Source organism: Paenibacillus xylaniclasticus (genome assembly GCF_004001065.1).
Taxonomy (GTDB): domain Bacteria; phylum Bacillota; class Bacilli; order Paenibacillales; family Paenibacillaceae; genus Paenibacillus_T; species Paenibacillus_T xylaniclasticus.
This window is the reverse complement of sequence record NZ_BIML01000004.1, coordinates 318,691-332,646: the sequence shown is the minus strand read 5'-3', so window position 1 is coordinate 332,646 and position 13,956 is coordinate 318,691. Positions and strand designations below refer to the sequence as shown.

12 protein-coding genes are annotated in these 13,956 nt (G+C 49.9%); 3 read left to right on the top strand and 9 right to left on the bottom strand.

Annotated features, from left to right (window positions below; translation table 11 throughout):
• Positions 1–42: 42 nt before the first annotated feature.
• Entirely contained in the window at positions 43–1,122 is a 1,080-nt protein-coding gene (locus tag PXY01_RS06995; RefSeq protein WP_127568843.1) for a lactonase family protein, read from the bottom strand.
• A 153-nt stretch (positions 1,123–1,275) separates the two neighbouring features.
• Between PXY01_RS06995 and PXY01_RS06990 the strand changes: the two genes are divergently transcribed.
• On the top strand, positions 1,276–1,893 hold the full coding sequence (locus tag PXY01_RS06990) for an HAD-IA family hydrolase (RefSeq protein WP_127568660.1): 618 nt from the start codon (positions 1,276–1,278) through the stop codon (positions 1,891–1,893).
• A 24-nt stretch (positions 1,894–1,917) separates the two neighbouring features.
• Positions 1,918–2,484: a PCYCGC motif-containing (lipo)protein gene (locus PXY01_RS06985; RefSeq protein WP_246027818.1), complete on the top strand. Its 567-nt coding sequence runs from the start codon at positions 1,918–1,920 to the stop codon at positions 2,482–2,484.
• 336 nt (positions 2,485–2,820) lie between these two features.
• Here PXY01_RS06985 and PXY01_RS06980 read toward each other — a convergent pair whose 3' ends face one another.
• The 8 genes from PXY01_RS06980 to PXY01_RS06945 form a co-directional block, all read right to left on the bottom strand.
• Positions 2,821–4,653, bottom strand: coding sequence for an ABC transporter ATP-binding protein (locus PXY01_RS06980; RefSeq protein WP_373864282.1), 1,833 nt, complete (start codon positions 4,651–4,653; stop codon positions 2,821–2,823).
• Between the two features lie 31 nt (positions 4,654–4,684).
• A complete protein-coding gene (locus PXY01_RS06975; protein WP_127568656.1) occupies positions 4,685–6,451 on the bottom strand; it encodes an ABC transporter ATP-binding protein in 1,767 nt (588 codons plus the stop codon).
• A gap of 187 nt (positions 6,452–6,638) precedes the next feature.
• Positions 6,639–8,957, bottom strand: a complete 2,319-nt coding sequence (locus PXY01_RS06970; RefSeq protein ID WP_127568654.1) for a glycoside hydrolase family 95 protein — start codon at positions 8,955–8,957, stop codon at positions 6,639–6,641.
• Between the two features lie 193 nt (positions 8,958–9,150).
• Positions 9,151–9,360 carry a cold-inducible protein YdjO-related protein gene (locus PXY01_RS06965; RefSeq protein WP_246027817.1) on the bottom strand — a complete coding sequence of 70 codons (210 nt, stop codon included), beginning with the start codon at positions 9,358–9,360 and terminating at the stop codon, positions 9,151–9,153.
• 115 nt (positions 9,361–9,475) lie between these two features.
• The gene (locus tag PXY01_RS06960) at positions 9,476–10,009 is read right to left on the bottom strand and encodes a hypothetical protein (RefSeq protein WP_127568650.1); all 534 of its coding nucleotides are present in this window, start codon (positions 10,007–10,009) and stop codon (positions 9,476–9,478) included.
• Positions 10,010–10,179: 170 nt separating this feature from the next.
• A complete protein-coding gene (locus tag PXY01_RS06955; protein WP_127568648.1) occupies positions 10,180–10,785 on the bottom strand; it encodes a nitroreductase family protein in 606 nt (201 codons plus the stop codon).
• 130 nt (positions 10,786–10,915) lie between these two features.
• Entirely contained in the window at positions 10,916–11,377 is a 462-nt protein-coding gene (locus tag PXY01_RS06950) for an RNA polymerase sigma factor (protein WP_127568646.1), read from the bottom strand.
• Positions 11,378–11,469: 92 nt separating this feature from the next.
• Entirely contained in the window at positions 11,470–12,300 is an 831-nt protein-coding gene (locus PXY01_RS06945) for a DUF5995 family protein (RefSeq protein ID WP_127568644.1), read from the bottom strand.
• Positions 12,301–12,634: 334 nt separating this feature from the next.
• On the opposite strand from PXY01_RS06945, the gene uraA reads away from it, so the two are divergent.
• A complete protein-coding gene (gene uraA, locus PXY01_RS06940) occupies positions 12,635–13,921 on the top strand; it encodes a uracil permease (RefSeq protein WP_127568642.1) in 1,287 nt (428 codons plus the stop codon).
• The last annotated feature ends 35 nt before the right edge of the window (positions 13,922–13,956 follow it).

Genomic DNA, 13,956 nt, shown 5'->3' with positions numbered 1-13,956 from the left:
AAGCTGAGCCGCGACGGTTGTCGCAGCTCAGCTTCTTTTCTTTTAATAGTAACACGGCAGCACGCATACCGGCATCGATAAGGCAGCACTGCTGCCCGTATACGCGATTGCGCCGGTGTCACGATTCACTCGGAATACAGTAATATTGTTACTGTCCTTATTCGCCGCAAGTAAATGATTGCCGCTCGGCGTCAATGCAAAGTGGCGCGGATGACGGCCTTCAACGGACACGATTTGCAGGACAGCAAGAGTCCCTGCTGCCTCATCAAACGAATAGACAACGATGCTGTCATGTCCTCGGTTAGAGCCATATACGAATCGGCCGTCGCGGGAGACAGTAATTTCCGCACAAGTATTTTCGCCGTCGAACCCTTCAGGTGGAAGAGTCGAGATCGTCTGCACTGCGGTCAGCGAGCCGGACTGTGCATCGTGTTTAAATACAGTCACCGTCGAATCGACTTCATTAATGACGAACGTATACGGCGCGTTCGGGTGGAATGTCATATGACGCGGACCTGCTCCAGGATGCAGCACCGTCTCGCCGATCCGTACTAGCTTATCGTTGTCGATCGCATATTGTACAATTACATCGAGACCTAGATCCTGCACATATACGAACCGTCCGTCTGGACTGAAAGTTGACGAATGCGGGTGCGGTCGGTCCTGACGCTCTGGATGAGTCCCCTTGCCATCGTGCTGCTTGGAATCAAGACGCTCACCAATTTGTCCATCCTCCGTCAATCCCACTAGACCAACCATACCGCCGTGATAGCTGGTTACAATAATATGCTTACTGTCCTTATCGCGCGCAATATGGCACGTCGTCGAATCAACAGTCTGGCCGCGGTTCAGCATCGTCAACGCTCCTGATACCGGATCGATGTCATATGCTGCTGCATCGCCGGTCTTGGCCCCACTTTCCGACACGCCTTCCGTGATCGCATACAGCCGGTTATTCTGCAGGTCAACGTTCAAAAACGTCGGGTTCTTAAGGCCGCCGTATTCGTGAAGCAGCGTCAGTTGCTCTTTCTCTTCATCAAATTGATACACATATAGGCCGCTTCCTGTCGTATCGGCATACGAGCCCGTAAATACGAGCATCCGGTTCGTGGCGTTCGTCATCATTTCTCCTCCTAAAAGCTATGTACTAGCGCTTACTTCTATCCTCTTAGATTATATAGGCACTGTCCGTCTAAACACAATGAGCAGCGTATCGTCTTCTTTGTTCGCCTTGATCGTGGTATGATGAATGCCGGAAAGGATCAGTGAATACAAATGACAAATCTATCAAGTACCGTATCGCCTGCCCTGCGTCCGCAGCTCGTGCTCGATGTTGGCGGCGTGCTGCTTTCGAACTTGACGCCCGCTTTTTGGACCGAGGCAGTGACAAGAAGCGGTGTGGATTATGCGGTAGTTCGAGCACGCTATAAATCTGAAATTCGGGATGATCTATGGTCAGGTGTACTGACGGAGGAACAATTTTGGAGCTGGATCGCATTCTATTGCCCTTCTATATCGCCTGAAGCCGGACAAGCTCTGCTGATGGATTGTCTCGTCCCTCTCCCCGCACTCACGTACCTCCATAAATGGAGCCGGATTGCGGATCTCCATCTGTTAAGCAACCACCGGCATGAATGGCTGCTGCCCAAACTGGAGGATTATATTGAACTGTTTCGTACCGTTACCATCTCAAGCCAGTCCGGATGCTTTAAGCCGAATGAAGCCATTTACCGAATCGCAGAGCAATCAATCGGAATAGAAGCCCCCATACTATTCGTAGACGATTCAACAACGAATTTACAGCAGGCAGAATTGTTCGGATGGTCCACGCTTCTTGCCGATGTTGAGGGCAAATGGATTAGCAAGGTAGAGCCATTATTGGCTATGAAATAATCTGACTCGAAAGAGAGGATTCACATGCAGGCATTTATATATAGAGAACGATTTCACCGAGCAATGCTTGCCGCAGCAATAACCGGCACACTATGCGTGGGCACCATTCTTCTGACGGGATGCGGTACCGATTCCCAATCGTTATCGGACCGAAGTGCTGGTCATGACCATGAAGCAAAAGAGCATGAACACGGTCATATTCAATATGCCGTTAATGGTGACCTGCAGGAAACGACCGAATCGCTTGACGTACTCCCTTCGTTTCTAAGCGGGCTTCCGGATGAAGTAAGTTTGGCCTATCAAACGGCGGCTACTTTACGCAGTACGCTAGAATCGATTCCTTGCTATTGCGGCTGCGGCGGCAGCGCCGGTCATAGGAGCAATTTGGATTGTTTTATTCACGAGATTCATGATGACGGCTCCGTCGTGTGGGATGATCACGGCACCAAATGCGACGTATGCATAGAGACGGCTTTCCAAACCGCCTTAATGCTTAAAGAAGGAAAATCAGTGAAGGAAATTCGCATTTCCATTGACGACTCCTATAAAACTGGCTACGCCGCACCGACGCCGACACCGATGCCGTCCTAAGGTGAGTAGAGATAAGCGGCGGTTCGCAATCCGTTTCACTAACTGGTTTTGCGGGCTCCGCTGGCTTTCGTTTACGACACTTTATTGTGTCGTTACGACCCGGCGGGCTCCGCTGGCTCTCCCTTACGACACGCTTTCGTGTCGTTACGGCCCTCGACGGCTTCGCTGGCTCTCCCTTACGACACGCTTTCGTGTCGTTACGGCCCCTACCGGCTTCGCCGACTCTCCCGTACGACACCCTTTCGTGTCGTTACAGCCCTCGACGGCTTCGCTGTCCTCCCTTACGACACACTTTCGTGTCGTTACGGCCCTCGACGGCACCCATGCTCACTGCTTTCACCCGTTCGCCAGTTCAGCGGATGCCTCACCTTTCACAGGCATGCTGCTCATCATCCGGTAATATGCGCCTTTCGCCTCCATCAGCTCATCATGGCTGCCGCGCTCCACAATTGTTCCCTTGTCGATGACCATAATGCAATCTGCGTCGCGAATCGTATTAAGTCGATGCGCAATGATAAAGCTAGTTCGGCCCTTCATCAGCTTCGCCAACGCTTCCTGAATGTGAAGCTCCGTTCGCGTGTCAATGCTGCTGGTTGCTTCGTCCAGAATAAGCATTGACGGCTTCGCCAGCATTACTCTTGCGATTGCGAGTAACTGCCGCTGACCTTGACTTAAGCTGCTGCCATTCTCAGCCAACGCGGTATCATATCGTGCAGGCAGCCGCTGAATGAATGCGTCAGCGTTGGCCAGCTTGGCCGCTTCAATCATCTCCTCATCGGTCGCTTCCGGATTGCCATACTTTAAGTTATCGCGGATTGTCCCCGAGAACAAGTACGTATCCTGCAGCACAACGCCAAAGCTGCGGCGAAGGCTGTCACGCGTATACTCCGTCAGCTCTCGTCCGTCGATCGTCACTTTCCCGCCCGTCGGTTCATAAAACCGGGTTAGCAATTGAATAATTGTTGTTTTGCCCGCGCCGGTCGATCCTATAATCGCCGTCGAAGTACCGGCCTCTGCTACGAAGCTGATTTGGTTTAGAATTGGCTCCTCAGGCTTATACCCGAACGTAACGTTCTGGAATTCCACTCGGCCTGCGGGCGACTTCATCTCTACCGAATGAGGCGCATCCTCCTGCTCTTCTTGTTCATCAAGCGCTTCGAACACCCGTTCCGCACCAGCCAGACCCGATTGCAGCACGTTGAATGTCGCCGCGATATCGTTCAATGGACGGACAAATTGTCTGGAATACGTCATGAAGCTCGCTATCACACCTACCGATACATGCCCTTTGACGCCAAGAATACCACCGACGATTGCAACGGATGCAAAACCGATATTACTTATTACACTAAGAAGCGGCATAAGCAGCCCTGACCAAATTTGCGCCTTCGTGCTCGTTTCACATAGTTTATAATTAATCTCATTAAATTCAGAAATTGCACGCTGCTCTTGATTAAACGCTTGTACGATCTGCACACCAGTAATTGTCTCTTCAATATGCCCATTAAGCGCACCAAGCTGTGTCTGCTGCGCCTTGAACAGCTCCCGCGTGCGGCGGGCGATCATTCTTGTCAGACCAAAGACAAGTGGAACCGTTATCAAGCTAGCCAGTGTAAGCGTTGGACTTAGTATCAGCATCATGACGAGCGCACCAACGATGCTGAGTACTCCCGCCATCAGCTGTATCGTCGATTGCGAAATCGTATTGCTAACATTATCAATATCGTTCGACAACCGGCTCATTACATCTCCATGACGACGGCTGTCAAAATACGCAACAGGCAGCTTCTGAAGCTTCCGGTACAACGTCCGACGAAGCCGAAGAACAATTCGCTGTGCAATACCTGCCATTGCTCGGCCTTGAATGAAGCCGATGCATGCATCAGTCACATAAGCAGCTGCTAATGCGATAAGAACCATTCGCAGCAGTTCAAAGTCAACATGAGTGTTGCCCCCTTCCATCGCATCGACAGCCCGTCCGATCCAGTACGGCGCAGCCAGACCAATTCCGGCTGAGACGATAACGAGCAAAAAAATGACCGATAGCTTACCTCGCTCATGACCGATGAATTGCCACAGCCTTCTAAGTGAACCAACCATATTTTTCGGTTTTGCAACCGGGCCGCCAGGACGACCTCCGAAGCCGCCAGGGCGATGACCGATCGGCATGTTCACCTCAGATTTATGTACTGAACTGCTGTTACGATTGGGCTGCTGCGGCATGCTGGTCGGCCTCCTTTCCCCACTGTGAACGGAATATCTCTTGGTACACTTTGCACTGCTGAAGCAGCTGACTATGTACACCGATTGACACGATTCTACCGTTATCCATCACAATAATCCGATCAGCATCCATGACTGACGTTATTCGCTGAGCAATAAGCAAGCAAGTCGTATGACCGCTGATCTGCTTAAGCGATTGTTTGATTCTCGCTTCCGTCAACACGTCAAGCGCGCTCGTACAATCGTCGAGAATTAGGATGTCCGGCTTACGTACGAGCGCCCGCGCAATAGACAGACGCTGCTTCTGACCGCCCGAGAAATTGACACCGCCCTGCCCGACGAGTGAGCGGTAGCCGTCTGGCTGCGCTGTAATAAATTCATCTGCCGCCGCGGCACGTGCTGCTTCCCAAATCTGTTCCTCCGTCGCCTGCTCATTGCCCCAACGGATATTGTCTTCTACCGTACCAGAGAACAGAACAACCTGCTGCGGTACGATCGCAATTGTGCTGCGCAGGGATACAGGATCAATATCCGCAATATTTCTGCCCTGAACATAGATGCTGCCAGAAGTGGCTTCATAGAAACGTGGGATGAGGCTGACAAGGGTGCTTTTACCAGAACCGGTAGAGCCAATGATACCGACCGTTTCACCTGGCCTGCAGTGGAACGAAATATCGTGCAGCACGGCCTCTCCACCTGGTCCGTCATACGAGAAGCTTACGCGGTCAAACCTTACCGCCTCGCCATTAGGAACAGAATCCGCCGCTCTTTCCTGCTTCAGCATTAACTTGCCCGATGGACGTTCCGGCTTGTCGAACACTTCAATAACGCGACCTGCTGAGGATTTAGCTCGTACGAACATATTGAACACCATCGAGATTGTCATGAGAGAGAACAAGATTTGCAGCATATAGTTAATGAATGCTACAACATGCCCTGGCTGCATATGGCCGCCATCGATTCGGACGCCGCCAACCCACAGTATGGCAACAATCCCTATATTGACGGTAAGCGCAATAAGCGGATTGAATAACGCCATTGCTCTCATCGCGGTTTCGTTAGCCGACCGATACGATTCATTGGCGGCTTCAAACTTCTCTGCTTCATCCTCATAACGATTGAACGCTTTTACAACCCGAATACCGGACAAAAAATCACGCGTATAGCCGTTCAGCCGGTCCAGCGATTGCTGAACACGGGCGAACCTTGGAAAGCCGATACGAAGATTCATAATTATTAAAAATGCGACGATCGGTACGACGGCGAGCAGCACGACGGACAATGGCGGATTGAGCCGAACAGCCATAATAACCGCACCGATACCGAGCAGCGGCGCTTTTACGAATATTCGCATCAAGCCGTTCACAAAGTTCTGAATTTGCGTGACGTCGTTCGTTAATCGCGTAATGAGTGATGCTCTGTCCAGCTTATCAATCGACGCATATGACAGCGTTTGCACTTTCTGATACAAATCGCCTCGAAGCTCAGCCCCGAACCGCTGAGACACACGGCTTGACAGCACATTTCTTGTACTTGCTGCAACTGCGCCCATACAAGTAATGAGCAGCATGATAACCCCGCTTCGATATACAACCTCCATATCGCCGGGTACGACTCCCTTATCGATAATATGAGCCAGAATCGCCGGCTGCAGCAAGTCGGCCAACGCCTCCAGCATCAGGAACAAGATTGCGATGCCGAAGGACTTCCCATAACGGGCTCTATATTTGCGAATTAAGAACATAGGCCGTGCCTCTCATCCCTTTCTGCTGAACAAAATTTTCAACGCGCATTCTATAATCTCGATCGAATTATAAAGCATTCGACAACCTATCACAACGTACAGGAAGATAAGCATATCGGAGGAAAGGACTGGTTAACAAACAAAACAGCCGGAATATCCGACTGTTGTGCTTGAATTAATGCCTCTATTATTTACCTTTAATCGTAAAAATATCGCCAGCATCCGCTTTCAATACAGCTACATCTCCTGGATGAAAACGTTCTGAAGCGGCTTCTCCGCTTTGTTCGATCGTCCACTCACCGTCGATTCTAAGCTTTAGCACAGCGCTGCAGCTGCAGCGCAGCTCCGCCTTCACGAGCTTGTCAGCTGCCCATTCTAGATTCGCTTCCGCACCGCCGCGTAAGCACAAGCCTTTTACGCTGCCGGAAGGCCATGCCTTCGGCAGCGCTGGCAGCAGCCGAATCAATCCAGCATGCGATTGCAGCAGCATTTCGGCTACGGCCGAAGTGCCGCCAAAGTTCGCATCGATCTGGAATGGCGGGTGATCGCCGAATAGATTCGGATGAACAGATTTCGCAAGCAGCTCGATCAAATTCGAGTAGGCCTGCTCGCCGTCGAATAAGCGCGACCAGAAGTGGATGATCCACGCCCGGCTCCAGCCCGTATGACCGCCGCCGTGTGCCAATCTTCTCTCCAGAGTCTTACGGGCTGCCATAGCCAGCTCTGGAGTGACATCCGGTGAGATGGCATCGCCTGGGTGGAGGGCGAATAGATGCGAAATATGACGATGGCCCGGCTCCGGCTCCTCGTATTCGACCGACCACTCCATCAGCGTTCCATTGCTCGCAATGCCCTGCTCCGGCATCATAGCAAGCCGATCACGGAGCTCAGCTGCGATAGAATCATCCAGTCCAAGCAGCTCGATCGACGTTAAGCATGCTTCGAACAGCATCCGAATCATTTGCGTATCCATCGAAGGTCCGACGCATAACGCGCCTTCATTGCCGTTAGGCAGCCGGTAGCTGTTCTCCGGCGATACCGACGGCGCCGTTACAAAGCGGCCATCAGGTCCCTGCACCATAAAATCGAGAAAAAACTCAGCTGATTCGCGCATCACGGGATAAGCCCGATCACGCAGAAACGCAAGATCTTGGCTGTACAAATAATGCTCCCACATATGAAGCGTCAGCCAAGCGCCGCCCATTGGCCAGAACATAGCTGGCAGCCAGCTTGACACGACCGAAGTATCTGCCCACAGGTTGGTTGCGTGATGAACGCAGAAGCCGCGTGCGCCATACATTTCACGCGCAGTCCTCCGGCCGTTCACTCTCAGCCTGTCGATAAAGTCGAACAGCGGCTCATGACATTCCGACAGGTTCGTTACTTCCGCAGGCCAGTAGTTCATTTGAACATTAATGTTCGTGTGAAAATCCGACTCCCAAGGCGGGGTCATAAACTCATTCCAGATGCCTTGCAGGTTCGCTGGCAAACTGCCCGGACGTGAGCTTGAAATTAGCAAATAGCGTCCATATTGTACGAATAATATGATAAGGCCGTGATCTTCCTCTCCGCTGCGTAACCGACGCAGCCGCTCATCAGTAGGCAGCTCGCACAGCTCGTTATTAGAGCCCGAGCGACCGAACAGCTCCAGCTCAAAACGGCCGAACAACTGCCTATGTGCCTCGATATGATCCGCCCGAATGCGCTCGTACCCTTTTGCCAGTGCATCATGAATCACCGCAGCGCACGCTTCCGCAGCATTCTCCTCCCGAAATGTTGTCGCTGCCGCTACGTAAATAACAGCCGAATCGGCACCTAGTACCGACATTCGGTTGCCTTCGTACGTCACGCTGCCGCCGTTTGCTTCAATTGCCAGAATGGCCGCATACCGAACGCCATCCGCTCCGCATTGCCCTTGTATAACCATCCCATTATCCCCATATGGAACAATCGGCTCCATCCCCTCACGAGTAAGCGAGGCTTCGAAGGAGATTGAGCCAGAACGGTCCGCACTCAAGCGATAGACAATAACCGAATCAGGCCCACTTACGAACGACTCCCGTTTATACTGAATGCTTTGTGCTTCATATTCTACATGAACAATGCCGGTCGTCAGATCAAGCGCTCTTTCATATTGTACGGGCTCCTTCCAGGCGTCACCTTCGCTCTCTTCTTCTTCAATAAACGATAGATTCAATTCACCAAGCGTCTGATAGGGCCCGATCCCTTCGGGCTGCGATACCATCGAGCGATATGCGAGCTCCTGCGCTTGCTCCGGCTGTCCGTCGAACAGCAATTTGCGTATTTCGGCCATATTCGCAAGTGCAGCCGGGTTGCCGCGCTGCTGGGGACCGCCAAGCCATACCGAATCTTCATTCAGCTGAATCCTTTCGTGATATGGACGCCCAAATACCATAGCTCCCAGCTTGCCGTTTCCGATCGGGAACGCTTCGACCCATTCATTGGCGGGTTGTTTATACCAAAGAGTTGTATTATTTCTTGTCACAAGATCGCCTCCGAACGTTCGAATCTCTTCATTGGAGGGTTACCGATAACCCAGCTCCACTTACTATACTATAGCCTTTACTCGCGTTAAAGTCCATGCAAGAAAGTTAAACAACAAAGGAACCGGGGGAATGTCCCGATTCCTAAGTCTTATGAATACCTGATATTTAATTGATCGAACAAGTACGAACTCCTTAAGCGTACGGATCCTTCTTCTTCGGTTGACGTTTTATTTTATTTTGCACCTTTGGCAAATGCCTCATGCTTCGCATCATCGGACCTTTACATATCGGACAGAGCTGCCCTTCGGAACCGAACTCTTCTCTTACCCAGGCTTTGCACTCCGGGTTTTTGCACTTGTAAATTTTGGTGGCGATCAATTCGGGTTTTGCTTCTTCTGTCATGTTCATGCTCCTCTTGATTTCATTAACCCGAATATTATAGCCCCACGTTCATCGAAAAATACAGTTATGCTTCACCAGTCTAACCAGATTCATCCTCAGTCTCCAGCAATCTTACTCAGGGGATGAATTGTTGAACGATTACATCCGCCTGACCATCCTTAAGCGTGATATGATAAGGAAAATCTTTGACGTTAATCATCGCTTCTTCTCCTTGTTCGATCAGCTCGGCGAACTGTTCAATTGTAATCGGCTCATCTGGAACGATATCTGCTCCGCTCTCTTCATCTGGACGGTCGTATATTTGCATTAGAATATGCGCATTCTCACTCAGCACTACTGTTTCTAAGGTAGTATCATCATTGACGATATAATAGCCGTCTGGCGGTTCTGTCACTTCGGGGTCCGGTTCCCGCTCTCGGAAAATCTGCGTCGCTGCATCGCCCTCAAACCAATCGATGTAATCCAGCGTCAGCACATATCGTCCATTATGCTGTTCAATTCCTTCTACGAATGCAGTCTTCGTCGCTTCGGCTGCGCTGACTTCCGGTGCAGCAAATGGCTTCGACTCCTTGCCATGACCGTCCAGTCCTATAGTGAGTACAATCCATACGGCTGCTGCTGCAGCTCCGAGTGTGATGATTGTTCTCATGGCGGTTATCCCCTTCACCTTAGTTATCCGTTCCTTATATATGACGAATAAGCCTCAGAAATTGTTTCATAGAAATGTCTATTCATTTAAAAATAATAAAGTCCGGCTGCTCGCAGTGGACAAACAATCCCCGTGAAGCATCCGGACTTCATATTGTAGCTGTGATTATATTATTTGAATACTTTCAAGCGCTCTTCTATCGGCTGGAACTGCTTCTCGCCCGGTTGCACCGTCGGTTTTCCGAAAGGCATTTGCGCGACAAGCTTCCAGTTCGCCGGCACGTTCCATTCCTTCTGTACATCAGCGTCAATCAACGGCTGATAGTGCTGAAGCGTTGCACCGAGACCTTCTTGTTCAAGCGCCGTCCATACGATAAATTGCAAAATGCCGGAGGAATGCTGGGAATATGCTGGGAAGTGATCCGCATATGACGGGAATTGCTTCTGCAATCCTTCAACAACCGATTGATCCTCGAAGAAGAGAACCGTACCATAGCCGCTGCCGAATGCCGCCAGCTTCTCTTCTGTTGCTTTGAACGAATCACTATCTCCTACTTTGCGGCGCAGCACTTCTGTCACCAACTTCCACAGCTTGTCGGATTGCTCATCGAACAGCAGCACAATCCGGCCGCTTTGCGAGTTGAACGAGGTTGGAGTATATTTCAGTGCGTCCTCGATAATTTCTTGAACGCGCTCATTGCTGACGACTTTCTCCTTGCTAATTCCATAAATTGAACGACGGGACTTTACTGCCGAAAAGAACGCTTGTGAAGACATAAAAAATAATGCACCTCCATGAAGTGTTTGTAACTAACTTTTATAATGTAACATTATTTTCTATTCGATGCAAACAGTCAATCGACAACACTCGTTTATTATGTCTAATAAGATAAATTCTGAATACTGGCTAATCCTGTGCAGGCTCATCCAAAATTAGTGTAAGCTGCTCTCTTGCCTGATGCAGTCTAGCTTTGACCTCAACCTCTGTAAGCTGCAGTCTTTCACCAATAGCTCGAAGCGACAAATTATCAATATAATAAAGCAGTAAAATCTCTCCCAACTCCCAAGGAAGCATGTCAATCGCACCATATAAATTCCGCTCCATCATCATACTAGATGGGCTTCCGCCGCACTTGTTCATCAATATTCGAATTAGCCACATCTGTACGTATCTTGGCTCATGAAGCAAGTGAAATTGTCGATATGCTGCAATGATCGTATCCTGCACGACGCCCGCCGCCTTCTCTTCGGAACGTAAAATATCGAACGCAATGCGATACATCATGGTCTCGAACATACGAATTATGCGGACAAAATCATCCCTCGAGCCTTCTTTTGCGTTAATGGCCATCGCCATGATGTTGTCCACAATCCGTTCTCCTCTCCTTTATTCAACCCTACTATATAAAAAAACCGCCGAAACAACGGTTCAGCATCTACATGTCGCCTATATCTATGATGCTATAGCGATATCGTTCCGTCATGATGAGGACCGTTAAGAGCTTTCGTTGAGTCAAACAATTGTATAATATTACGGACAACATCGTCAGACTCACGAAGACGAACGAGCCAAAGGATCGCCTTGAATATCATTCCTGGCGGCCGAAGAACCTCTTGCCCCAGCAACGCGGCATCCATGCCTTTACGTGCCATAAGCTCCAGCTTGCGCTGACCATCGGCAGCCGCCAATTGCTGAGCGAATTCCCAAGCGCAGCTCCTCGCCTTGTTCATACTAAAATGAATGATCGTATCCGCCGCACGGCCGTCCTGTTCATCAAGCCAACTGATCCACGGAGATAACGTATCTAGATCATGCTTGACCTCATCGATCATCGATACGAGGATATCGTTAATGCTATTAAAGTCATGATAAAGGGAATGGATTGTATCGCCTTCGCAAATATCTGCCGCTGCTATACCGAGATCGTAATTAATATGTGCATTCATTCCAAGCAGCAGATGCTGCAAAATAAGCGGTTTCGATTGCTCCGCAGCGTCGAATGCGATACGCCAGCAATGGCTGCACCGACCTCCGCTCATATAAGCTGCGTATGCATCGAGAAAACGGTTAGCAAAGCATACGTCCAGCCGCTCCATCCTGGGATTATCTTCGAATCTCCCGGCTTCAATTTCCGCCTTCATTCGAGCTGTAACCGTTCGATACATCGCGGCGAAATAACCGATTCTGCTGCCGGTATCGATGGAATGCTGCACGATCCGATCCAATCTCATAAGTACTTCATCGATTGTCTTCGCCGTTCCGTTAATTTGAAACATATCAATCGAGGCCAAATTCGACTGCCCCTTTCCTCATGAATAGCTGTCCTCCTGTTGTATATGGCAGTATAATAAGCTGCAGCCGGTTATGCTAAAAGCTGCTCTCCACTGGATGATCGATGTGATTAAAGATCACACCACATTTCTCACTAAACTGATTATAGTAACTTACGGATCATATATCTATCAAATAATGGATATTTTAAAGATTCTTTATGTTTTGGTTGTCCGCTTTGAAATAACTAGTGCAAAATTCATGCCTAATGGGGTAAAATAATCCCGCATTATATTTCTAACGTTAGGGATGATGACTGATGGCTTTGAATCAATATTTAAGGAGGGAACCTTCATGCAGCGTATGATTCATGTAGATGAGCGGCCTCCTCTTCTAATGAGCATTCCGCTAAGTTTGCAGCATTTATTTGCTATGTTCGGTTCGACGGTGCTCGTACCGGCTCTGTTTAACGTGGACGCTTCAACCATTTTGCTCATGAACGGGATTGGCACACTGCTGTACTTACTAGTATGTAAGGGTAAAATTCCAGCTTATCTAGGCTCAAGCTTTGCATTTATTTCACCGGTCGCGGTCGTGCTTAACGACAATACCGCTGCCAACTATCCGAAGGCGCTGGGTGCCTTCGTTATCGTTGGCCTCATCTTCACTTTATTCGCGCTGCTGCTTCGATGGACAGGCACTGGCTGGCTGAATGTCGTCTTCCCGCCTGCTGCGATGGGTGCCATTGTTGCCATTATCGGACTGGAGCTCATTCCGACAGCTGCTCAGATGGCCGGATGGATAACAGACGGCTCTGAGGGATGGTCTCCGGACTCAAAGGAGATTATCGTATCCGTCACGACATTACTCATCGTCATGATCGGCTCCGTCGTATTTCGTGGGTTTATGAAAATCATTCCGATTCTAACCGGCTTCGTACTCGGTTATTTGCTTGCCTGGCTGCTCGGATTGACCGAATTTACACAAGTGGAAGAAGCCAGCTTCTTTGCAGTTCCGACCTTTACGGCGCCAGAATTTAACGGCTCGGCTATATTGACGATTCTTCCAGCTGCATTCGTAGTCATCGCTGAACATATTGGACATCTGCTTGTTACCGAGAAAATCGTTGAGCGCGACATTACCCGTGATCCTGGGATTCATCGTTCGCTGCTTGGTAACGGACTGTCCACGATGTTGTCCGGCTTTGTAGGCTCTACTCCTAACACAACGTACGGCGAGAACATCGGCGTAATGACGCTTACGCGCGTATACTCTGTATTTGTCATTGGCGGTGCAGCCATTCTCGCGATTGTGCTCTCCTTCCTTGGGAAGCTGTCCGCCTTAATCGACGCTGTACCGGATGCCGTTCTTGGCGGTGTTTCCCTTATGCTGTTCGGCGTTATCGCGGCAGCAGGCATTCGAATGCTCGTCGATACGAAGGTCGACTACGGCAAGCCGAGCAATATCGCGCTTACGACGATCGTGCTCGTCATCGGCTTGAGCGGTACGACCTTAAAGTTCGGCAACCTGGAGCTGAAAGGTATGGTACTCGCCACTGTTGCAGCGATTGTGCTCAGCCTGCTGTTCCATCTGTTCGACCGGCTGAAGCTAATGAACGACAGCGAGTCAAACAGCCATTAATATTCTAAATGTACATAAGAAGCTGTCTCTAAGGT